The sequence below is a fragment of the Streptomyces sp. 4F14 genome (genome assembly GCF_048159485.1).
Lineage (GTDB): Bacteria > Actinomycetota > Actinomycetes > Streptomycetales > Streptomycetaceae > Streptomyces.
The window spans coordinates 274,933-295,709 of the sequence record NZ_JBLRVY010000013.1; the positions used below are offsets into that span (position 1 = coordinate 274,933).

A 20,777-nucleotide genomic window follows, 5' to 3' on the forward strand; every position below is an offset into this window, starting at 1 on the left:
TCTCCTAGGCGAGGCACGTCGGCAGGCGCCCGTCGTTGAACTGGACCATTTCGCCGAAGACCCCCGGTACGTCGATCTCGGTGCCGAGCGCCAGGTCCGGTCGCCGGATCTCCAGGAAGGCCCGGTGCAGGTTGCCGACCAGCCGCTCGGGGTCGATCAGCCCGGCGAAGTCGCCGGTGCCGTACTGGCGGGCGGTCTCCAGCGGGGTGATGCCGGCGGCGACCCCCTCGCCGGCCAGGTCGAGGATCCGGCGCAGGTAGCGCTCCGTCTCGTCGAAGACCTCGGGGCCGCTGATCTGCCCGTGCCCGCCGACCACGGTCCGCGCCCCGAAGGCGCGCAGCCGGTCGAGGGCCGCGAGACAGCCGCGGACCGAGCCCATCAGGCAGAACGGGGTGCAGCCGGGCAGCGCCACGTCACCGGTGAAGAGCACGCCCGCGTCCGGGATCCAGACGACGACGTCGTTGGTGCTGTGCGCGGGGCCGACGTGGTGCAGCTCGACCGGCCGGTCGCCGGTCATGAGGGTGAGGCTGCGGCCGAACGTGATGGTGGGCGGAGTGAGGGTGAGTTCGCCCCAGTCGACGTCCGGCCACAGCCCCGTGAGGGCCATTCCCGTCGCTTCCATCTCCGGCCCGGTGAGCTCGTGGGCGATGACGGCGGCGGGTGGCGCGAAGACACAGTTCCCGAAGACGTGGTCGCCGTGACTGTGGGTGTTGACCACGGTGCGTACGGGGCCCCGGCCCAGCCCCTCGGCCGCCGCCCGCAGCGCTTCGGCGCGCGACCTGGTGGCGGCCGTGTCGATCAGGACCAGCCCGTCGGGTCCGGCGATCACCCCGGCGTTGCTGAGGCACCAGCCGCCGGGGGGCTGGAGGAACGCGTGGACGCCGTCCGCCAGTTCGCGCAGGCGGCCGAGCGGGGCGCGGACCTCGGTGCTCACGGGGCACCGACCGAGGCGCTGTAGCGGTCCGCGTGTTCCATGGTGACGCGGCTGTTGGCCATCAGGGCGACGCGGACGCGGTGCGCCGCCTCCTCGGCCGGGACGTCGGGGCCGTACACCTCGGCGACCCCGGCGGGGTCGAGGAGGAAGGTGTGCGTGGAGGTGATCGTGCCGCCCGACGGGCCGGTGTGGAAGTCCCAGCGTCCGCTGTGCCCGAGGAGGGCGCGGGGCGGCCGGGTCTGCTTGTAGACGATCGAGCCGTCGGACAGCGGCAGCCGGATCGAGCGGGTGGTGTGGACGGTGCCGTCGGGGGCGCGGGTGTGCATCGTCATGTCCTGGGCGCCGCCCGCCTGTTCGACCAGGTCGAGGCCGTCGACGTGGGGCAGCCGCTCGGGCCAGCGGCCGGCGTCCCAGATGAACTCCCGGGCCGCCTGGGCCGGGCCGCTCAGCCCGATGGACTCGGTGAAGGTCACCCGCCACCGGTCGATGCCGCCGGGCAGGGCCGAGACCGTCCGCAGGGCTTCCAGTTCGGCGGCGCCGTTGGCGTCGAGTGTGCGGGCGATCCGTTCGCGGGCGTCGGCCTGGTCCGGTGGCGGGACGAAGCGGTGTTCGAGGACCACCTTGGCCCGGCCGCCGGGCAGCGGGAGGCAGCTCCAGCCGCCTCCCATGAGGCCGAACAGCGGGTTGTCGTGGTCCTGCCGGAACGTGACCCGCCGGCCGGCGGCGTCGAACGTGCGGCGCGAGCGCCAGCCGTTCACCTCGCCGCTGGACACGGTCGCCCAGATCTCGAACCGGTCGCCGTGCTCGGTGCGTTCCAGCACCTGAGTGTGGACGGTGGGTCGGAAGATCACCGGCCACAGCGAGACGTCCGTGATCAGCTCGTACACGGCCGACGGCGAGGTCTCGGTCTCGATCTCGTGGCGCGCGTGAATCTCCGGCGTGGTCATGTCTGCCTCCAGTCCGCGTCGTGCGGGGCGCCCTGGGTCAGGGCGTCGCAGAGATCGAGGAATTCACCCGGTCGAGGATGGTGCGGAAGGTGCGCAACTCGGTCACCTCCTCGTCGGGGATGTCGACCCCGAAGCGCTGCTGGATGCGCGCGCCCAGCTCCATCAGGGCGAGCGAGTCGTAGCCGAGTCCGTAGAGGTCGGTGTCGATGACCTCCAGGCTGGCCAGGTCCACCCCCTCCGCGGTGCCGGCGGCCTCGACGAGGATCGTCCGCAGGTCGTCGTAGCTCATGCGGGCGCTCATGCGGGCACCGCCACGACGACGCTCGACGCGGAGTCCAGGCCGATCGTGTCGGCCAGGCGCAGGCCGGCCTTCGCGAAGACCTCGGCGAACTCCGCCTCGGTGCGGTCGCGGCCCTCGCTCAGCGCCATCATGGTGATGTCCATGAACTTCCCGGGGTGCGTGACGTCGCCCTCGGGGATGACGGGGTCGATCACGAGGACCCGGCCGGCCGGGTCCATGGCGCGGCGGACGTTCGTCAGGACGGTGATCGTGTCGCTGTCGGACAGCTGGTGCAGGACGTGGGAGATGACGTAGACGTCACCGTCCTGCGGGACCGCTTCGAGGTAGCTGCCGCCGACGAGTTCGGCGCGGTCGAGGACTCCGGCCTCGTCCAGCACCCGTTCGGCACCGGGCACGACGTGCGGCTGATCGAACACGACTCCGCCGAGGTCGGGGTAACGGGCCAGGATCGACGCGAGAAGGTGGCCGTGCGCCCCGCCGACGTCCACCAGCCTGCGGACGCCGGTGAAGTCGTACGCCTCGACGGCGGCCTGCTGGGTCTGCCCGGCCGCGTTGCCCATGGCGCCGCTGAACAGTTCGTTCATGTCCGGGTGCTGGGCGAGGTACGTGAACAGCTCCTCGCCGTTGACGTAGTCGAACGCGGGCCGGCCGGTGCGGATGGAGTAGCCGATCTCGGCGTAGGCGTTGCGCATGAAGTGCTTGCCCTGGAGGCGGAACACGTCGCGCAGGGAGTGCGCGGTGTCGGAGCGCAGGATCTCCGCCAGCGGGGTGAGGCCGAAGACCCGGTGCGAGGTCTCGGTGAAGACCCCCTTGCTGGCCATGGCCCGCAGCACCCGGTACAGGCCGTCCGCGTTGTTCCCGGTGCGTTTCGCCAGTTCGTCGACGGACAGGGGCCCTTCCACGAGCTGGTCGGCGATGCCGATCTCCGCGATGGCGGAGAGCATGAAGCCCATGCGCAGACCGCTGTGGAAGTCCCACATCCTGCTCAACAGAGCTTCCTTGCGACCGCTGTCGGCCAGGGCACCCGCTGCCTGCTCAGGCATGGTCGATCCCTCCACTCCCGCTGATGAAGTCATTGCCGTGCCTCGCGCTCCGCGACGACCACGCTGGACGGCAGGGCCCGCCCGACCGTCTCGACGAGCCGCAGCCCCGCGCTCCGCAGCACCCCGTCGAACTCCGCCTCCGTACGGTCCCTGTTGCGGCCCAGCACGAGCATGGTGCTGTCCAGGATCTTCGTCGGGTGCGGTACGTCGCCCTCCGGGATCACGGCGTTGACGACCAGGACCCGGCTGTCGTCCGCCATCACCTGGCGGATGTTCGTGAGCACCTTGACTGCGTCGGTGTCGTCGAGCTGCTGGAACACGTGGGAGACCAGGTAGACGTCGCCGCCCGCGGGCACCGACTCCCGGGGGTCGCCGACGACCATCTCGACGGCGTCGAGGACTCCGGCCGCGCGCAGCACGCCTTCCGCGGCCGGCGCCATCCGGGGGCCGTCGACGTACACGCCGCGCATGCCGGGGTACCGGGTGAGGATCTCCGCGAGGACGTGTCCCTGGGCGCCGCCCACGGCCACCAGCGTCTTGACGCCGGTCAGGTCGTAGGTCTCGACGGCCGCCAGCTGGATCTGCCGGTTGGCCTTGCCCATGGACTTCCCGAACAGTTCCTGGAGTTCGGGCCTGCGTCCCACGTACTCGAACAGGCCCATGCCGTTGACGTGCTCGAAGGCGGGTTCGCCGGTGCGGATGGTGTGCCCGATCCCGACGTAGGCGTCGTGCATGAAGCTCTGGCCGTGCATGTGGAAGGCGTCGCGCAGGGAGTTCGGGTGGTCGGAGCGCAGCACCTCCGCCAGCGAGGTCAGGGCGAAGACGCGGCGGGACACCTCGGTGAAGACGCCCTTGCCGGCCAGGGCCCGCAGGACCCGGTACAGGGAGTCCGCGTGGCTGTCGGTGCGTTCGGCGAGTTCGTCGACGCCGAGGGGGCCGTCGGCGAGCTGGTCGGCGATGCCGAGTTCGGCCACCGCCTGGAGCATGTAGGTGACGCGGACGCCGCTGTGCAGTTCGATCATGGTGCTCAGCGGTGACTCGCTGTGCAGTTCCTTCATGTAGCTGACGTCTGTTCCTCGGCTCATGCCGGGCCCCTTTCCGGGCAGTCGCATGTCTGCGGATGTTGTGAACCGCTCACCGCCTGATCACCACCACCGAGTTGAAGCCGCCGCGCCCGCGGGCGATCACCAGGGCGACGTCGACGTCCGTCTGCCGTGGCTGCGTCACCATGTCGATGGCGTACTCGTCGGGGATCTCCCGGGAGTGCGGGGTCGGCGGGATCACCCCGTCCCGGAGGCTGAGCAGCGCGGTGACCACGTCCAGCGGGCCCGCGCCCGCGAGGAGCCGGCCGACCCCGGCCTTGGGCACGGTGACCGGGACGCCCTTCGGCCCGAAGACCTCCGCGATGCCCGCCGCCTCGCTCCGGTCGCGTTCGGGGACCCCGGCGCCGTCGGCGAAGACGACGTCGACCTCGGCGGGTACGAGCCCGGCGTCGTCGAGGGCGAGCCGCACTGCGCGGGCCAGGTTGGAGGGGCGTCCGCTGCCCGGGGGCGGGTCGAACGTCGCGGCGTATCCGGCGACCACCCCGTAGCGGCGGGCGGGCGGCCGGGCGGCGTCGCCGTGTTCGAGGACCAGCATCGCGCCGCCCTCGCCGGGCACGTAGCCGCCGGCGGCGGCGTCGAAGGGCAGGTAGGCGCGGGCGGCGTCCTCGGCGGTGCTGACCTCGCCGCTCGCGAGGTGGGAGAGCCAGCCCCAGGGGTCGAAGGCGGAGTCGAGGCCGCCCGTCACCATGAGCTTGGCGCCGCGGCGCAGGTTGCGCCGGGCCTGTCCGATCGCGTCGAGTCCGCCCGCCTGGTCGGCGACCAGCACTCCGCTGGCGGCGCGCATGCCGTTGCGGATGGACAGCTGGCCGGTGTTGGCCGCGTAGAACCAGGCGAACGACTCGTAGACGCTGACCTTCTCGGGCCCCTGGGTCCACAGTTTCCGGAACTCGCGGTGGGTGAACTCCCAGCCGGCCGAGGCGTTGGAGGTGACGACGCCCATGTCGAAGGCGTCGTAGCCGCGGTCGGCGATCCCGGCGTCGGCGAGGGCCTCGTCGCCGGCCACGAGGGCCAGTTGGGTCACCCGGTCGGTCTGCGGGATCAGCCGGCTGGGCAGATGCCGTTCGACGTCGAAGCCGGTGATCTGGCCGGCCAGCCGGGAGCTGTAGCGCGAGGCGTCGTAGCGCTGGATCGGCCGGATCCAGGAGCGGCCGTCGAGGACGTCCCTCCAGTGCCCTTCGACACCCGCCCCGTCGCCGACCATGGTGCCGATTCCGGTCACGACCGGGGGCATGGTCATGCCGCACGCTCCGGAGCGCGCAGCAGCACGGCGCTCTGGAAGCCGCCGAAGCCGCTGCCGACCGACAGGACGGTGTCGACCGGGAGTTCGCGCGCCTCGTTCGGTACGTAGTCGAGGTCGCACTCGGGGTCGCGCTCGTGCAGGTTGGCCGTCGGCGGGACCACGTTGTTCTCGATGGCCAGCGCGCAGGCGGCCAGTTCGATCGAGCCGATCGCGCCGAGCGAGTGGCCGATCATGGACTTGATGGAGCTGACCGGCACCCGGTAGGCGTGCGCTCCGAGCGCGTCCTTGAAGGCGGCGGTCTCGTGGCGGTCGTTCTGCCGGGTCCCGGAGCCGTGGGCGTTGACGTAGTCGATGGTCTCGGGCGCGCACCGGGCGTCCGCGAGGGCGTGCCGGATCGCCTCCGCCATCTCGCGTCCGTCGGGCCTGAGGCCCGTCATGTGGTACGCGTTGCAGCGGGTGGCGTGGCTGGCGACCTCGGCGTAGATGTGCGCGCCGCGGGCCAGGGCGTGTCCGCGTTCCTCCAGGACCATCACCGCGGCGCCCTCGGCGAGGACGAACCCGTTGCGGGTCGCGTCGAAGGGGCGCGAGGCGTGGGCGGGGTCGTCGTTGCGGGGGGTGGTCGCCTTGATCGCGTCGAAGCAGGCGACGACGATCGGGGAGACCGGGGCGTCGGTGGCGCCGGCGAACATCACGTCGGCGGTGCCGTCCATGATCGCCTCGTGGGCCCGGCCCACCGCGTCCAGACCGGCGGTGCAGCCGGTCGCCACCATCGCGACGGGCCCTTCGGCGCCGGTGCGCCAGGCCACCTCGGCGGCGGCCGCGCTGGGCACCATGTAGTCGTACATGTGCGGGGAGAGGTGTCCCTCGTCCATGAACCACTCACGGCCGCTGTCCGAGAGCACGAGGTACTCGCGCTCGATGCTCGTGGTCGCCCCGACCGCGCTGCCGAGGCTCACGCCGACGCGGGCCGGGTCGACGGTGTCGACGTCGAGGCCGCTGTCGGCGAGGGCCTCCCTGGCGCAGGTCACGGCGAGCTGTGTCGCGCGGTCCATACGGCGGATCTCGCGCGGCAGCAAACCCATCGCGGCGGGGTTGAAATCACATTCTCCGGCTATCCGTGAGCGAAATGGTCCGGCGTCGAAGAAGGATATTTCTCTGGTCGCGGTGCGTCCCGCGGTGAGGAGATTCCAGAACTCTTTCCTGCCGAGCCCTCCTGGCGCTATCACGTCGATACCGGTGATTACTACGGCCCGGTCCACAAGCACTCCTTCGGAGTCCGCCAGCCAGCCACCCTTTCTGCTGGAGATCCTTCAACAGCGGGCTTGAGCAGACCTCAAACAAACCTCGACCGGTCTGGTCCAACGCCGGTGGCCGGATGGTCGGCGCAGGTCACGGGGGCGCGTCCGGAGGTGTGCCGGCGGCTGTCACGGGGGTTGATTCGCCGGTGCGCAGCAGTGCCTGGACGCGGAAACCGTTGCCGTGGGGGCCGGCGCGCAGGTAGCCGTCGAAGAGGGCGGCCCGTTCGCGCATGCCGACCAGTCCGTGGCCGGACGTGCGCGGGGCGGCGGGCTTGCGGCGGTGCGGTCCGGCCGGGCCGTGGTCGGTGACCTCGATGACGACGTCCTCGGCGCGGTACTCGATCCGCAGGTCGGCCTGGGTGGGTCCGGCGTGGCGCACGATGTTGGTGAGGGCCTCCTGGGCGATGCGGTACGCGGACAGGTCGACGGCGGCGGGCAGCGGGCGGGCCGTGCCGCGGACGTCGAGGCGCAGGTCGATGCCGGCGCTGCGGATCTGGTCGGCGAGCGCGGCCGTGTCGGCAAGGCCGGGGGTGGGGGTGAGGGCGGGGTCGACGGCGTGCTCGTGGCGCAGGACCTCGACGAGCAGCCGCATCTCGTGGAGGGCCTGGCGGGTGGTGGTCTCGACGATGCCGAGGGTCTCGGCGACCTGGGCCGGGTCGCTGTCCATGACGACGCGGGCGACCCCGGCGCGCACGGCGATGAGGCTCATCGAGTGGGCGACGATGTCGTGCAGTTCACGGGCGATGACCAGGCGTTCGTCGATGGCGGCCTGGCGGATCCGGGCGGCGTGCTGCCGTTCTCGCTCGGCCTCCTGTTCGGCGGTGGCGACGAGCCGGTTGCGGTGTTCGCGGGCGGCGAGGCCGGCGAACCAGCCGACGCAGATGATCGCGACGTTGGCGACCAGCACGGCCACCCAGCCGTCGACGACGCGCCCGATGGCGATCCCGGCACCCATCAGGAGGACGGAGGCGCCGGGGCGCAGCCACCAGAGGGCGTACTCCGCCGTCCCCGCGGCGGTGTAGGCGGCGAGGGCGACGCAGATCGAGACCTGGGGTGCGCCGCCGAGGGCGGCGACCACGAAGGCGCAGGCCGACGCCACGGCGAACGACAGGCGGGGCAGGCGCCGGCGGGTGGCGACGCAGAGGGAGGCGAAGGAGATGCCCGCGGTCCGCAGCACGTGCTCACCGTCGACGGCGTGGTGGCTGCCGCTGCGGGCGTCGGACCAGAGCAGGAAGACGCACAGCAGGACGGCGAGCGCGACGTCGAGGGGGATCAGGGGGTGGGGTCGTCTGGTGAGGAAACGCTTGACCTGACGTACGGGAACGATGCCGGACACACGGTCAGGCTACTCAGGGGAAGGCCGCCGGTCGTCAGGTCACGGTCGCGCCCGGGGCGTGCATCGTCGGCTGTACGCGGGCGGGTCGTACATCCCTGGTCGTACACGCGGGGTGTACTCGAATTACATGGCGCGAATCGTGCGCAACAACTTGATGATTCCTTTAGCAATTGCTAAGCAGGGAAGCGTCTACGCAAACGACTTCGGTCATCACGCGTTCACATTTCCTTCACAAGGGGTGCCGCCGAAAAAGGCCCACTTCCCTGTTTCTTCCCTGCGTTTTCCCCCACACCCGAGGAATCCATGACGCAGACATCCAGTGCGGCCCAGGAATTACGGGCCGTACCCCCCGCCGACGCGACGACCGTCGAGGTCGTCATTCCCGTATACAACGAGGAACGGGCCCTTCCCGGCTGCATCCGCACCCTGCACGCCCGGCTGCGCGACGAACTGCCCTGCACCTGGCGGATCACCGTCGCGGACAACGCCAGCACCGACGCGACCCTCTCCGTGGCCCGCGCGCTCGCCGGGGAACTCCCCGGCGTCGGGGTCGTCCACCTCGACCGCAAGGGACGCGGCCTCGCGCTGCGGACCGTGTGGGGAGCGAGCGACGCCGAGATCGTCGTCTACATGGACGTCGACCTGTCCACCGGCCTCGACGGACTCCTCCCCCTCGTCGCACCCCTCCTCAGCGGCCATTCCGACCTCGCGATCGGCAGCCGGCTCGCCCCCGGCGCCCGGACCGTGCGCGGCCCGCGCCGGGAGCTGATCTCCCGCTGCTACAACGCCCTGATCCGGCTCACCCACGGCGCCCGCTTCACCGACGCACAGTGCGGATTCAAGGCCGCCCGCACCGAGGCCGTGCGCCCGCTGCTGGCGAAGACCCACGACGACGCCTGGTTCTTCGACACCGAACTCCTGCTGCTGGCCGAGCACAACGGGCTGCGCATCCACGAGGTGCCCGTCGACTGGGTGGAGGACGTCGACACCCGGGTGGACGTCGTCTCCACCGCCGCCGACGACCTCAAGGGGCTGTGGCGCATGGCCCGGCTCAAGGCGTCCGGCGAGGCCGACGTGCCCGTACCGACCCGCCCGGAACCGGCCGCCGAACACCCGGACGCCGTCCTCGCCCCCGGCCGCTCCGAACTCACCTGGCAGATCGCCTGCTTCGCCGCCATCGGCATCGCCTCGACCGCCGGACAGGCCCTCCTCTACTGGACGCTGCGCACCTGGTGGTCCCCGGCCGCCGCCAACCTCGCCTCCCTGCTGGTGCTCACGCTCCTCAACACCGAGGCCAACCGCCGCCTCACCTTCCGCCGCTCCCCGGCCGGGCCCGGACGCGCCCACCTCGGCGCCGGCGGCCTCCTGATCGTCGGCTACCTCATCACCTCGGCGGCCGTCCTGCTCTACCGCGACGCCGTACCGGACGCGTCGAGGGGCGAGGAGGCCCTCGTCCTCGCCGTCGCCTCCGTCCTGGTGACCGGCATCCGCTTCCTGGTGCTGCGGCTGGCCGTGTTCCGCCCGCGCCCGCCGCGCCCGGAAGCGGCTCCCCTGCCGTACCGGGCCGCGCTCGCCGCGATCCTGCTGACCGCCGCCCTCCTGTACGGCTGGGCGCTCGGCTCCCTCGGCTGGGGCAACAGCTACTACTCGGCCGCCGTGAAGTCGATGGGCCTCGACTGGACGAACTTCCTCTTCGGCTCCTTCGACCCGGCCGGCGTCGTCACCGTCGACAAACCCCCGGCCGCCCTGTGGCCGCAGGTCCTCAGCAGCAAGGTCTTCGGCCTGCACGGCTGGGCGCTGATCCTGCCCCAGGTGCTCGAAGGCGTCGCCGCCGTGTTCGTCCTGCACCGCACCGTACGGCGCTGGGCGGGCGAGGGCACGGCCCTGCTCGCCGCCCTCGTGCTGACCCTGACGCCCGTCACCGTGGCGATCAACCGCAACAACAACCCCGACACCCTGCTCGTCCTCCTCCTGGTCACCGCCGCGTACGCGCTGACCCGCGCCCTCCAGGCCGAGCCGGGCCGGCGCGCTACAGGGTGGCTGTGCGCGAGCGGATTCCTGGTCGGCTGCGGGTTCCTCACCAAGATGACGGCGGCCTGGATGGTGCTGCCGGCGTTCGCCGCCGCCTGGCTGACCGGCGCGGGCGGCCCCTGGCTCTCCCGGCTGCGGCCACTCCTCGCCGCCGGCGCGGTGTGCGCCGTCTCCTCGCTGTGGTGGGTCGCGCTGGTCGCCCGGTGGCCCGGCGAACGGCCGGCCATCGGGGGCAGCGCGGACGGCGGCGCCTGGGACCTCGTCATCGGGCACAACGGGCTCGGCCGGCTCCTCGGAGGCAGCGCGGGAGGCGGTGGCGGGAACAACCTCGGCGGGCTCTTCGGGAGCGATCCGGGGCCGCTGCGGCTGTTCGGCGACCAGGTGGCCGGGCAGATCGGCTGGCTGCTGCCGGTGAGCGTCGTGGCCCTGGCCGTCGCCGTGGCCGGCGCGGTCCTGCGGCGCCGCGGCGGCGGGCCCGCCGGGAAGCGGCTGCCCGGGTCCGGGTGGGTCCTGTGGGGGACCTGGCTGCTCGTGTGCGGGCTGGTGTTCTCCACCCAGGAGGGTTCGTTCCACGCCTACTACACGACCCAACTCGCGCCCCCCGTCGCCGCGTTGAGCGCCGCGCTGGTCACGGCACTGGTCCGGGCGCACCGGGCCGGGGCACGCTGGGCTCTGCCCGTCGGCACCGGGACCGTCCTGACGACCGCGGCGTGGGCCGTCGCCGTGATCCGCCGGGTGCCGTCCTGGCACGGCTGGCTGGGCTGGGTCGTGGCCGCCCTGGGGGTGACCGCCGTGGCACTCCTGATCACGGCGGCCCGCAAACCCCGGCTGTCGGCGGCCGCCCTGGCCGGCTCGGTGCTGGCGCTCCTGCTCGCGCCGGGCGCCTGGGCGGTGAGCGTACCGGCGGGGCCGGCGCCGGTGGTGGGCGCGGCACCTCCCTCGGCGGGGCCGGCCCCCACCGGGAAGGGCCTGCGGCACGGGCTCGGGGCGCTGGGGGGTGTGGGCTCGCTGCCGGGGAGCAGCGACGGCTCGGGCTCCGGTCCGGGCGGCGACGGCACTTCGGACAACAACCCCGGCTCCAAGGGCGACGGCGGGCGTCCAGGAGGCGTCGACGGAGCGGGCGGCTCGGGCGGCGCAGACAGCCTGGGCGCACCCGGCGGCCTGGGCGGCACCTCCCTCAGCGCCGGCCAGCGCAGGATCCTCGCCTACGCCACGCACCACGCCCGAGGCGCCCGTATCCCCCTCGCGGTCGACGGCGGAGCCGTCGCCGTGGCCGCCTACATCCTGGACACCGACGCCACGGTCATCGGCCTGGGCGGCTTCCTCGGCACCGACCACGCCCCCTCCCCGCGCCGGCTCGCCGAGTGGACCGGCGCCGGGGACCTCCGCTACGTCCTGGACTCACCGGGCGGCGTCGACGCCCTGCTGGGCGACAAGGACGGCCCCGCCGCCCAGCGCGCGAAGTGGTTCACCGAGAACTGCGCCGAGGTCCCCCCGAAGAAGTACGGCGGCACCGGCACGAAGGGCGGCACGACCCTGTACGACTGCGCCCCGAACCCCCGCACCGGGTAGGAACCGTGCTCGTCGTCAGTCCGTGGGATCGAGGGTCTCCCAGACGGTCAAGCAGGGCCGCGGGGCGTCGGGGGGACCGATCCGGTGCTGGAAGTACAGGCCGGAAGCGTCGGGGCCCCGATGGGCGGACGTGGTGACCACGCAGGGGTCGTACACGAACATCGGGCGGCGGAAGGCGGCGTACAGGCTGCGCGTCGGGGTGCCGATCACCTGGCGGGGCGGCAGCGGGGCGTGGAGCTTCTCGGCGAACAGCCGGTCCCGGGCCTGGGTGGCCAGTTCGATCATCTCGATGAACGACCACTGGTCGGCGACCTCGGCATGGCTGCGGCTGATGAACGTGCGCCATTCCCGGGCCGGCAGCACGACCGTCGCCCCTCCGGGACACGGGTTGGCCGGGTGCGGGGTGGCGACGGTCTCGGCCGGGGTGAACGCCTTGCGGAGTTCGGGGTGCAGGACACCGGGGCTCGCGGACAGGCTGTCGCCGTCGGCCACCACGAGGACGCGCATCGTGGCGGAGACGGACGCGACGGGCCGGCCGTCGGCCGCGCAGTCGATCTCCGCGTTTATCCACTTCCCGCTGGGATGGACGCGGAGACCGAACCGGACGGTCAGCCACGGCGCGTCGGAGAACCCCGGGCAGGGGGTGGCGTAGTCGATACGCACCGAGGAGACCACGACCGCGCTGCCGTAGGTGTCCACCATCGACGGGAACGGGGTGACGTACTCGGCGAGCCAGCGGGAGAGACCCGACGAGACGTGGCCCAGCAGCATCCGCGGGCGCGGTTGCAGCGGGCTGAACATGGTGGTGGTGCCGGGTTCGGTGTAGCTGATCCGGCGCGGCACGGTCACCCGCCCGCGACCGCGGTCAGGAACTCCAGCCGGTCGGTGTCCAGCAGGGGCTGGGCGGCGTCGACGGAGACGACCTCCCCGTTCACGATGAGGCGGTGGACCTGCCGCAGGTCCCCGTTGCCGTCCCACAGGACGGGGCCCAGCCGGGGAAAGCGCAGGCGCAGGGCCTCCATCGCGTCCCCGACGGTGTCGGCCTGGACGCTGACGGTGCGTTCGTAGTCGGTGAACCTGAGCAGCAGGCCGGAGAAGTGTACGTCCATGAGAGGGCTCGCCTTCGTCGCCGCGGGAACGGTCAGATCAGGTGCTTGGCCACCATGTTTCCGATGGTGATCTCCAGGGAGTGCTGGGTGCCGCCCGCGGGGATCAGGCCCGTGCAGTCCCGCAGGTACCGGCCGTAGAACTCGTCGCCGTAGAAGGCGTGGCCGCCCAGCACGCGCAGGGCCTCGTGGGCGATGAGCATCGACTGCTCGGCGGAGAAGTGCTTGGCCGCCGAGATCTTCGCGTCGTAGGTCAGGTCCGTCTCCCCGCGTGCCTGCCGGTCGAGGACGTCGTGCGTCATGGTGCGGGCCGCGTCCGTGACGATGTGCATCCGCCCGAGCCCCGCCGCCACGTTGGGGTAGTCAAGGACGGGCTGGCCCTGCCGGGTCGCGGTGCGCAGCCGGGCCGCGCAGCGGTCGACGAGCGCGCGCATCCTGCCGACGGTCCACGCCGCCTGCATGCTCCGGCGCTCGTTCAGGTACAGCTGGGAGTGGTCGAGGCCGTCGGTCCAGGTCAGGATCCGTTCCTTGGCGAGGCGGACCTCGTCCAGGTTCAGGACGGCCATGCCGGCGGACTGGAAGCCGATCCCGTTCGCGGGAGTCACCGTCACCCCCGGATCGTCGTGACGCACCAGGCAGGCGGCCAGCCGGCCCTGGCCCGAGCCGGCGTACACCAGGAAGACATCGGAGAGGAGCCCTCCCGTCACGTAGGACTTCCTCCCGGAGAGCACCCCGCACTCCCCGTCACGGGTCAGCTCCGTCTCCCAGGACCAGAAGTCGGCGTCCTCGGTGAAGCCCAGGGTCGCCGTCAGCTCGCCGGACACGAGCGGCCTCACGTAGTTCTCGGCCAGGGCGGCGTCCCCGGACTGGTACAGGGTGAACCCGATGCTCGTCGACATGCTCACCACCAGGGGGAACGCCGCCTCGTCGCACCGACAGGTCACCTCCTCCAGGACCCGGCCCCAGACGTTCGACCCCAGGCCCTCCCCGCCGACGTCCTTCGGCATCGACAGCCCGTGGAAACCCGCCTGGGCGGCTCGGGCCAGAAAACTCCTGGGAAACGCCTCTCCCGCCGCGTACCGCTCGGCGGCTCCGGCGCCGATCTCGTCCAGCAGCCCGCCCCACCGCTCTCTGACGAGTTCACCGATGGCGTCGCCGGACAGGTCGTGGATCCGCGTCGTCATGATCTGGTGCCCCTTCGCCGGCACGGCGTGCCCAGCAGCGCCTGCGCTCTCTTCCCCAGGTCACTGCCACACTGACACCCGGCGGACCGGCGCGGGCAGAGCGTGTGCCCGAGCGCGCGAAGCGCTCCGCCCAGGAAGGGCACCACCCTCACCGCCCCCCCGGCTGGTCCCCAACGCCGCGGCCCCGCCCTGCCGTCAGGTGTGTGGCGCGGGTGCTGCACGTCCCTGGGCGTGGGCCTGCCTCACGCGCTGGTGAATGCCACTTACCCGGCACATGACCGAGGATCCGGGTACGCGTGTGCGTGGACCGGGAGATGCCACCCCGGTCCACGCACACGTACGCCTCAGAACGAGGTGTTCGGGGTGAAGGTGGGGATGGGGTCGTTCGTGAACGCGTCGTTCACGCTCTTCTGGGCCGTGCTCAGACCGCTCCTGAAGTGGTTGCCGAAGTCCTGGAGGGAGAAGTTGGCGCCGGTGGCGCCCGCGCCCGCGTCGGGACCGGACCAGTCGAAGTTCCACAGCGCGTTGAACGCCTTGGGGTAGGCACTCTTCATCTTGTCGATGGCGACCAGGTCGGGCGCGTCCCACTGCTTGTTGCCCCACGCCCGCGGGACGTACCCGGCGCCGGCGAACGTGAAGTCGTGGGTCGTCGCGCCGTCCAGGCGGTAGATGACCTTGACGTGGTTGCCGTCGTGCTGGGTCTGGCTGAACGCCATCGTCTTGAAGCCGCTGTGCTGGGAGACGGAGACGTACGACGGTGTCTCGGCACCGCGCTTCTGCCACACCACGACCTTCTCCCAGTCGTGGCGGTGACCGGTGAGCCCGCCGGTGCCCTGGTCCTTCTCGAAGTACAGCGTGTACATGTACGCGCACCAGTTGGCGTCGCACGCGGACCGGACGTAGGTGTTCGCCTGACCGAGATGGTCGGTGTGGCAGCCGCCGGCGGTGGTGCCGGTCGTGTTGAGACCGCCGTTGCGGGTGCCGTTGATGTCGACGGCGGCGGCCGGGTAGCAGCTGTTCTGCGTGTAGTCGAAGTGCGGCTGGTACTTGGCCTGGAAGGCGGAGGACCGGGCGTTCAGCGGCTGGAGGATCTGGGCGGAGGCACTCGTGGCCAAGCCGATGGTCAGGGCGGCGACGCCGCCCGCCACGACCGCGATCTCGCCGAGCCGGGACTTCGCCTTGTTCTTGGGTGTCTGGGGCATGCGGTCTCTCCGGTTGATGTTCGGGGCCCACGCCGGAATGCGGCGAGGTGAGGCCGAGACTGGCAACCGGAGAGTTGATAGGCACGTCTCCTCATCAGGAGTATCAATCTCACGGCGCGCGGTCGCCCGGAACGTATGGGCGCGGGCGTCACGGACCTCACACTTCGGGCCGGTCTACGCGGGATCGTCAGGAAACGTACGTTGATCGTCCCTGAACCTCGTCTTGTCCGCCGCACCGGAAGTTGGTGGGCCGTGGGACGTCCCGAACGGCCGCTGGACCCTCAGGCCGGTCCCGTCCAGCGCCTCGCGCACGAGTTGCGCGAGCTGCGCAGGGCGGCCGGCGGCCCGACAACATCGACGCCTGTGCGCCCGGTACGACGCTGTCGCTGGTGGCCGACGCGGGCAGCGGCACCCGGTTCGCGGCCGTCACCCCCGGCATGACCCGCGTCTGGGACGTCCGGTCCGGCGACGAGGTCGCCCAGATCCTCGACGAGGACATCGCGTGGACCTCCTTCAGCAGGGACGGAGCCTTCCTCGCCACGGCCGACGGCCAGGAACTGCGCGTATGGCGGCTCTCGGACCCCGAGACCCCGTCTTCCGCCGCTCCCTCGACAACCAGCACCTGTCCGGCGGCCCGGCCTGGGACCCGGACCGTCCCGTCCCGCGCTACATCGAAGGCGGCACCGTCCACACCCTCGATGTCGCGGGCGCCCTCACCTCCGCGTGGCAGGACAGGCCCGTGGACGACGTACGGTTCAGCCCCGACGGCGGCACGTTCGCGTACGGCGTCTCCGCACCCGGCGCGAACGCCCCGGCCCGGTCTCTGACCACCCTGTGGGACCTGCGCCGACAGGGCGTGGGGCGAGGTGTGGGACACCGACCGTCACCGCCGGACGACGGTGCTCCGCGGAATGGCCGGCGGTCACCTGGCCGCAGACCCGGACGGCGGGCTGCTCGTCGGGGACGGGCAGGCCGCGCGCCTGCCGTCGGGACGGCTCACCCGCCGCGACCTCGTCCAGGGCGACCACGTCGGCAGCCTCGCCTTCGACGCCGCCGGCTCCTTGCTCGCCACGGACGACCTGGCGGGCCGGGTCACCCTGTGGGACGGAGAACTGCGCCGTCGCGTCGGCGGGCCGCGCAACACCTTCCCCGCCCCGCTCGGCGACACCCCGGAGGCCGTCACCGCCCTCGCCTTCAGCCCCGACGGCACGACCCTGTACGCGGGCAGCCCGCACGTCCCGCTCCAGCGGTACGTCATCGACCCCGACCGGGCCGTCACCGAACTCTGCGCCCGCGCGGGTACCGGCCTGACCCGCGCCCAGTGGCAGACGTACGTGCCCGACGCACCGTACCGACGGTTGTGCGACTGACCTCACGCGTTCGGGAAGGACTCCGTATCCCCTGGTCCCCAACTGGTCCCCAAAAACACATCGGAGGCCGTGTCAGATCTCTCTGACACGGCCTCCGACCTGCGACTTCTCCAGTCGGGACGACAGGATTTGAACCTGCGACCCCTTGACCCCCAGTCAAGTGCGCTACCAAGCTGCGCCACGTCCCGATGCGCTGCCCCACAGATGTGTGATCGCGCGAACAGAACTCTACCCCACCCACGGCACCGCCCCGAAGGCGGGACAATCGGGGTATGACGCAGGCGCGGGGCCGGGACAGGGACGATGCGGGGCGGGCGCGGAGCGCGCGGCCGAGGGACGGGCTGGGCCGCCCCCTGCCGTACGGCGAACCGGGTGTGCCGAGGCAGCCGGAGGGGATCGTCCGGAGCCCGGAGCGGACCGTGACGGAGGCGCAGGCGCTGCTGGACTCCGGCAGACCCTTCCACGCGCACGAGGTCTTCGAGGACGCCTGGAAGACCGGCCCCGAGGAGGAACGCCCCCTGTGGCGGGCCCTCGCGCAGCTCGCCGTGGGCCTGACCCACGCGGCCCGGGGCAACCCGACGGGCGGCGTACGGCTGCTGCGGCGCGGCGCGGACGAGATCGCGCGGTGGACGGGGCCGGCGTACGGCATGGACCTCCCCGGCGTGACCGGCTGGGCGCGGGCCCTGGCGGACGAGGTGGCGCTCGACGAACGCCCCGTGGACCCGGCGAGGCGAGCACCGCGCCTGCGCTGACCGGGCTGTCAGTGCCGTACGGCACACTCGGAGGCGTGCGAAGGATTCATGTCATCGGTATCGGCGCGGGCGACCCGGAACACCTGACCCTCCAGGCGGTCAGGTCGATGCGGGAGGCGGACGTGTTCTTCGTCCTGGACAAGGGCGAGGCGAAGAGCGACCTCACGGACCTGCGCCGGGAGATGCTGCGGACGCATGTGCCGGAGGGGACGTACCGGGTCGTCGAGGCCCGCGACCCGGAGCGGGACCGTACGGCGGGCGGCGCCGCGTACTCCCCCGCCGTGGACGACTGGCGCAGCGCCCGCGCGGACATCTACGAGCGGCTGATCACGGACGAGCTGGGCGAGGCGGAGACGGGCGCGTTCCTGGTCTGGGGCGACCCCGCGCTGTACGACAGCACGATCGGGATCCTCGACGAGGTCCTCGCGCGCGGGCGGGTCGAGTTCGGGTACGACGTCGTCCCGGGCGTCAGCAGTGTCTCCGCGCTGGTCGCGCGGCACCGTACGGGGCTGAACCGGGTGGCGAGGCCGGTGCAGATCACCACCGGGCGGCGGCTCGCGGAGGGGTTCCCGGAGGGGGTGGACGACGTGGTGGTGATGCTGGACGCACGCCAGGCGTTCCGGGGGCTCGCGGAGGAGGACGTACACATCTACTGGGGCGCATACATCGGCACCCCGGACGAGATCCTCGTGTCCGGCCCGATCGCGGAGACGGCGCCCCGGATCGAGGAGCTGCGGTCCGAGGCTCGGGAGCGCAAGGGCTGGATCATGGACACGTACCTGCTGCGGCGCAGGCCGAAGGAGGACTGACCTCCCCCACCCGGCCCTCCCCGCGTGCGTCCCCGTCCCCCCGGCGCGATCGTGTCCCCGTGACCGTCACCCAGGATTCCCCACCGGCCGCGCAGCCCCCCGTACTGGACCCCCGCCGCCGCAACGTCGTCTTCGTGACGATCGTGCTGGGCATGCTGCTCGCGGCCCTGGACCAGACGATCGTCGGGACGGCCCTGCCGACGATCGTGTCGGATCTCGGCGGCGCCTCCCACATGTCGTGGGTGGTGACGTCGTACCTCCTCGCGGAGACCGTCGCGACGGTCCTGGTCGGCAAGTTCGGTGACCTGTTCGGCCGCAAGGTGGTCTTCCAGGTCTCGGCGATCGTGTTCATCACGGGCTCGTTCCTGTGCGGTCTGGCGACGAACATGCCGCTGCTGATCGCGTGGCGGGCGGTGCAGGGCGTCGGCGCGGGCGGGCTGATGGTGACGGCGATGGCGCTGATCGCGGACGTCATCCCGCTGCGCGAGCGCGGCAAGTACCAGGGCGCGATCGGCGCGGTGTTCGGCGTGGCGACGGTGATCGGCCCGCTGCTCGGCGGCCTGTTCACGGACCACCTGTCGTGGCGGTGGGCGTTCTACGTCAACGTCCCGATCGCGGTCGTCGTCGTCATCGCCGCCGCGCGCACGATCCCGGTGGTCAAGTCGGCGTCCCGCCCGGTCGTCGACTACCTCGGCATCGCGTGGGTCGCGCTCGGCGCGAGCGCCCTGATCCTGGCGACGAGCTGGGGCGGCAACGAGTACGCGTGGGGCTCCGGGGTGATCGTCGGCCTGTTCGTGGGCGGCGTGATCGCGCTCGGCCTGTTCTGCTGGACGGAGACGCGGGCGGCGGAGCCGATGCTGCCGATGCGGCTGTTCGGGAACCCGGTGTTCACGGTGTGCTCGGTGCTGAGCTTCATCGTCGGGTTCGCGATGCTCGGCGCGATGACGTACCTGCCGAGCTATCTCCAGTACGTGGACGGCGATTCGGCGACCGTCTCCGGGGTACGGACGTTGCCGATGGTGATCGGCCTGCTCATCGCGTCCATCGGCAGCGGCAACGTGATCAGCCAGACCGGGAAGTACCGGATGTTCCCGATCGCCGGCTCGCTGGTGATGGGCCTCGGCCTGTTCCTGATGTCGCGGATGGGGCCGGGGACGGGCGCCTGGCTGGAGTCGCTGTACATGTTCGTCCTCGGCTTCGGGATCGGCCTGTGCATGCAGGTCCTGACGATCGCCGTGCAGAACACGGTCGAGTACGCCGACCTCGGCACCGCGACCTCCGGCGTCACCTTCTTCCGCACCCTGGGCAGCTCCTTCGGCACAGCCGTCTTCGGCACGATCTACACGAACGCGCTGACCCCCAACCTCCGCGACGGCGTCCAGGAGGCGGCGGCGACGGGTACGGCGGACGCGGCGACCCTCACGAAGGCCGCGACCAGCCCCGACGGCGTCCACCAGCTGCCCGCGCGGGCCGCCGGGCCGATCATCGACGCGTACGCCGACACCATCCAGACGGTGTTCCTGTGGACGGTCCCGGTCGCGGCGCTCGGCTTCCTGGTCGCCCTGCTCCTCAAACAGGTCCCCCTGCGCGACAGCGCCCGCGCCGGCTCCACCGACCTCGGCGAGGGCTTCGCCTCCCCCAGCGGAGCGGACTCCCGGCGGGTCCTGGAGACGTCGGTCGCCAAGATCATCGGCAGCACCGACCTCGAAACCACCCGCCGTATCGTCGAGGACTCCGACACCCGCCTCGACATCGCCGGCGCCTGGGCCGTCATGCAGGTCGAACTCCACACCCGCATGGTCGGCCACGCGAGCCTCGGCCTCATCGCCGCGCGCCGCCACCTGCCCCCTGAGGTCCTCCTCCCCGTCTTCGACCGCATGGTCGACGAGGGCTACCTCACCCGCACCGGCACTCTGCTCTCTCACACCGACGCGGGCGCCCGCGAGGCCCACGTCATCTCGGAAGCCTGGAGCGACTGGCTGAAGGACCACGTCGAACGCGACCTCGGCCGCCCGTCGAGCGGCGAGCTGCACGCGGCGGTGGACGCGATCGCGAAGCGACTGCTGGTGGAGGACCTGAGCAGCGGGATGCGGGAGCGGAAGGAAGTGACGGCGGGGGCGAGCTGAAAAAGCCCGGGAACCGTACGCACCGGGCGCCCTACACTCCCCCCATGCCGCCCGTCCGCTTCTACGACACCCGCACGGAGCTGTTCCACCACTCCGGCTCGGCCCTCGTCCACTGCCCGCGCTGCGACCGCCTCGCCCGCCGCGAGCGCCGGACGTGCCACGAGGCGCGGGTGGTCTGCCGTTCCTGCGGTTTCGCGGCCGTCGGCGGCCGGGTGGGACGCCTGTGGCTGGAGGCCGACACCCGGCACGGCACGATCTGGGCCTACAACCTCGAACACCTCACCGTCCTGCGGAACTTCGTCGCCGCCGGCCTCCGCGAACACGCCCCCTGGCACGAGCACCGACACCGCTGCCTAATGCTGAAGTCAAGCCACGAGACGAAGAGGTGGCCGGGCCTCGTAGGGGCGGCGGTCACGCAGGATG

The 20,777-nt window shown here is 72.0% G+C and carries 19 protein-coding genes and 1 tRNA gene; 7 read left to right on the plus strand and 13 right to left on the minus strand.

Translation table 11 applies throughout. The features are described 5' to 3' along the window. Nucleotides 1-4 precede the first annotated feature (4 nt). The 8 genes from ACLZOT_RS24070 to ACLZOT_RS24105 all read right to left on the minus strand — a co-directional run bounded on the left by ACLZOT_RS24070 (nt 5) and on the right by ACLZOT_RS24105 (nt 8,202). The gene (locus tag ACLZOT_RS24070; protein WP_416971111.1) at nt 5-934 is read right to left on the minus strand and encodes an MBL fold metallo-hydrolase; all 930 of its coding nucleotides are present in this window, start codon (nt 932-934) and stop codon (nt 5-7) included. Beyond that, a complete protein-coding gene (locus ACLZOT_RS24075) occupies nt 931-1,881 on the minus strand; it encodes an aromatase/cyclase (RefSeq protein ID WP_416971112.1) in 951 nt (316 codons plus the stop codon). Before ACLZOT_RS24075 ends, ACLZOT_RS24070 begins: the two co-directional genes overlap by 4 nt. Nucleotides 1,882-1,918: 37 nt before the next feature. Then, a complete protein-coding gene (locus tag ACLZOT_RS24080; RefSeq protein WP_416971113.1) occupies nt 1,919-2,182 on the minus strand; it encodes an acyl carrier protein in 264 nt (87 codons plus the stop codon). After that, nucleotides 2,179-3,225, minus strand: coding sequence for a methyltransferase (locus ACLZOT_RS24085; RefSeq protein ID WP_416971114.1), 1,047 nt, complete (start codon nt 3,223-3,225; stop codon nt 2,179-2,181). Before ACLZOT_RS24085 ends, ACLZOT_RS24080 begins: the two co-directional genes overlap by 4 nt. Before the next feature lie 29 nt (nt 3,226-3,254). After that, a complete protein-coding gene (locus ACLZOT_RS24090; protein WP_416971115.1) occupies nt 3,255-4,310 on the minus strand; it encodes a methyltransferase in 1,056 nt (351 codons plus the stop codon). Between the two features lie 49 nt (nt 4,311-4,359). After that, the gene (locus ACLZOT_RS24095) at nt 4,360-5,565 is read right to left on the minus strand and encodes a ketosynthase chain-length factor (protein ID WP_416971116.1); all 1,206 of its coding nucleotides are present in this window, start codon (nt 5,563-5,565) and stop codon (nt 4,360-4,362) included. After that, nucleotides 5,562-6,827 (minus strand): beta-ketoacyl-[acyl-carrier-protein] synthase family protein, encoded by a 1,266-nt coding sequence (locus ACLZOT_RS24100; protein WP_416971117.1) that lies wholly within the window; start codon nt 6,825-6,827, stop codon nt 5,562-5,564. Before ACLZOT_RS24100 ends, ACLZOT_RS24095 begins: the two co-directional genes overlap by 4 nt. A 130-nt stretch (nt 6,828-6,957) precedes the next feature. Then, entirely contained in the window at nt 6,958-8,202 is a 1,245-nt protein-coding gene (locus ACLZOT_RS24105; protein ID WP_416971118.1) for a sensor histidine kinase, read from the minus strand. A 303-nt stretch (nt 8,203-8,505) separates the two neighbouring features. On the opposite strand from ACLZOT_RS24105, the gene ACLZOT_RS24110 reads away from it, so the two are divergent. Beyond that, nucleotides 8,506-11,805: a glycosyltransferase family 39 protein gene (locus ACLZOT_RS24110; RefSeq protein ID WP_416971119.1), complete on the plus strand. Its 3,300-nt coding sequence runs from the start codon at nt 8,506-8,508 to the stop codon at nt 11,803-11,805. Nucleotides 11,806-11,820: 15 nt separating this feature from the next. Here ACLZOT_RS24110 and ACLZOT_RS24115 read toward each other — a convergent pair whose 3' ends face one another. The 4 genes from ACLZOT_RS24115 to ACLZOT_RS24130 form a co-directional block, all read right to left on the minus strand. Next, the gene (locus ACLZOT_RS24115) at nt 11,821-12,654 is read right to left on the minus strand and encodes a hypothetical protein (RefSeq protein WP_416971120.1); all 834 of its coding nucleotides are present in this window, start codon (nt 12,652-12,654) and stop codon (nt 11,821-11,823) included. After that, complete coding sequence (locus tag ACLZOT_RS24120; RefSeq protein WP_416971121.1) at nt 12,651-12,914, minus strand: MoaD/ThiS family protein; 264 nt, start codon at nt 12,912-12,914, stop codon at nt 12,651-12,653. The genes ACLZOT_RS24115 and ACLZOT_RS24120 overlap by 4 nt, the downstream gene beginning before the upstream one ends. A gap of 32 nt (nt 12,915-12,946) precedes the next feature. Continuing rightward, nucleotides 12,947-14,095 carry an acyl-CoA dehydrogenase family protein gene (locus ACLZOT_RS24125; protein ID WP_416971122.1) on the minus strand — a complete coding sequence of 383 codons (1,149 nt, stop codon included), beginning with the start codon at nt 14,093-14,095 and terminating at the stop codon, nt 12,947-12,949. A gap of 344 nt (nt 14,096-14,439) precedes the next feature. Further along, on the minus strand, nt 14,440-15,297 hold the full coding sequence (locus ACLZOT_RS24130; RefSeq protein ID WP_416971123.1) for an NPP1 family protein: 858 nt from the start codon (nt 15,295-15,297) through the stop codon (nt 14,440-14,442). Between the two features lie 389 nt (nt 15,298-15,686). Between ACLZOT_RS24130 and ACLZOT_RS24135 the strand changes: the two genes are divergently transcribed. Together ACLZOT_RS24135 and ACLZOT_RS24140 are read left to right on the plus strand one after the other, a co-directional pair. Next, entirely contained in the window at nt 15,687-16,124 is a 438-nt protein-coding gene (locus tag ACLZOT_RS24135; protein WP_416971124.1) for a hypothetical protein, read from the plus strand. Nucleotides 16,125-16,208: 84 nt separating this feature from the next. Continuing rightward, entirely contained in the window at nt 16,209-16,667 is a 459-nt protein-coding gene (locus ACLZOT_RS24140) for a WD40 repeat domain-containing protein (protein WP_416971125.1), read from the plus strand. A 114-nt stretch (nt 16,668-16,781) separates the two neighbouring features. Here the strand turns inward: ACLZOT_RS24140 and ACLZOT_RS24145 are convergent. Then, a tRNA-Pro gene (locus ACLZOT_RS24145) sits at nt 16,782-16,855 on the minus strand. Between the two features lie 84 nt (nt 16,856-16,939). Here ACLZOT_RS24145 and ACLZOT_RS24150 point away from each other — a divergent pair. From ACLZOT_RS24150 to ACLZOT_RS24165, 4 genes are all read left to right on the plus strand, one after another. Beyond that, nucleotides 16,940-17,419: a DUF309 domain-containing protein gene (locus ACLZOT_RS24150; RefSeq protein WP_416971126.1), complete on the plus strand. Its 480-nt coding sequence runs from the start codon at nt 16,940-16,942 to the stop codon at nt 17,417-17,419. A gap of 35 nt (nt 17,420-17,454) precedes the next feature. Next, complete coding sequence (gene cobF / locus ACLZOT_RS24155) at nt 17,455-18,228, plus strand: precorrin-6A synthase (deacetylating) (protein ID WP_416971127.1); 774 nt, start codon at nt 17,455-17,457, stop codon at nt 18,226-18,228. Between the two features lie 59 nt (nt 18,229-18,287). After that, entirely contained in the window at nt 18,288-20,354 is a 2,067-nt protein-coding gene (locus ACLZOT_RS24160; RefSeq protein ID WP_416971128.1) for an MDR family MFS transporter, read from the plus strand. Nucleotides 20,355-20,398: 44 nt separating this feature from the next. Then, a partial coding sequence (locus ACLZOT_RS24165; protein WP_416971129.1) for a hypothetical protein occupies nt 20,399-20,777 on the plus strand: 379 nt, incomplete at its 3' end.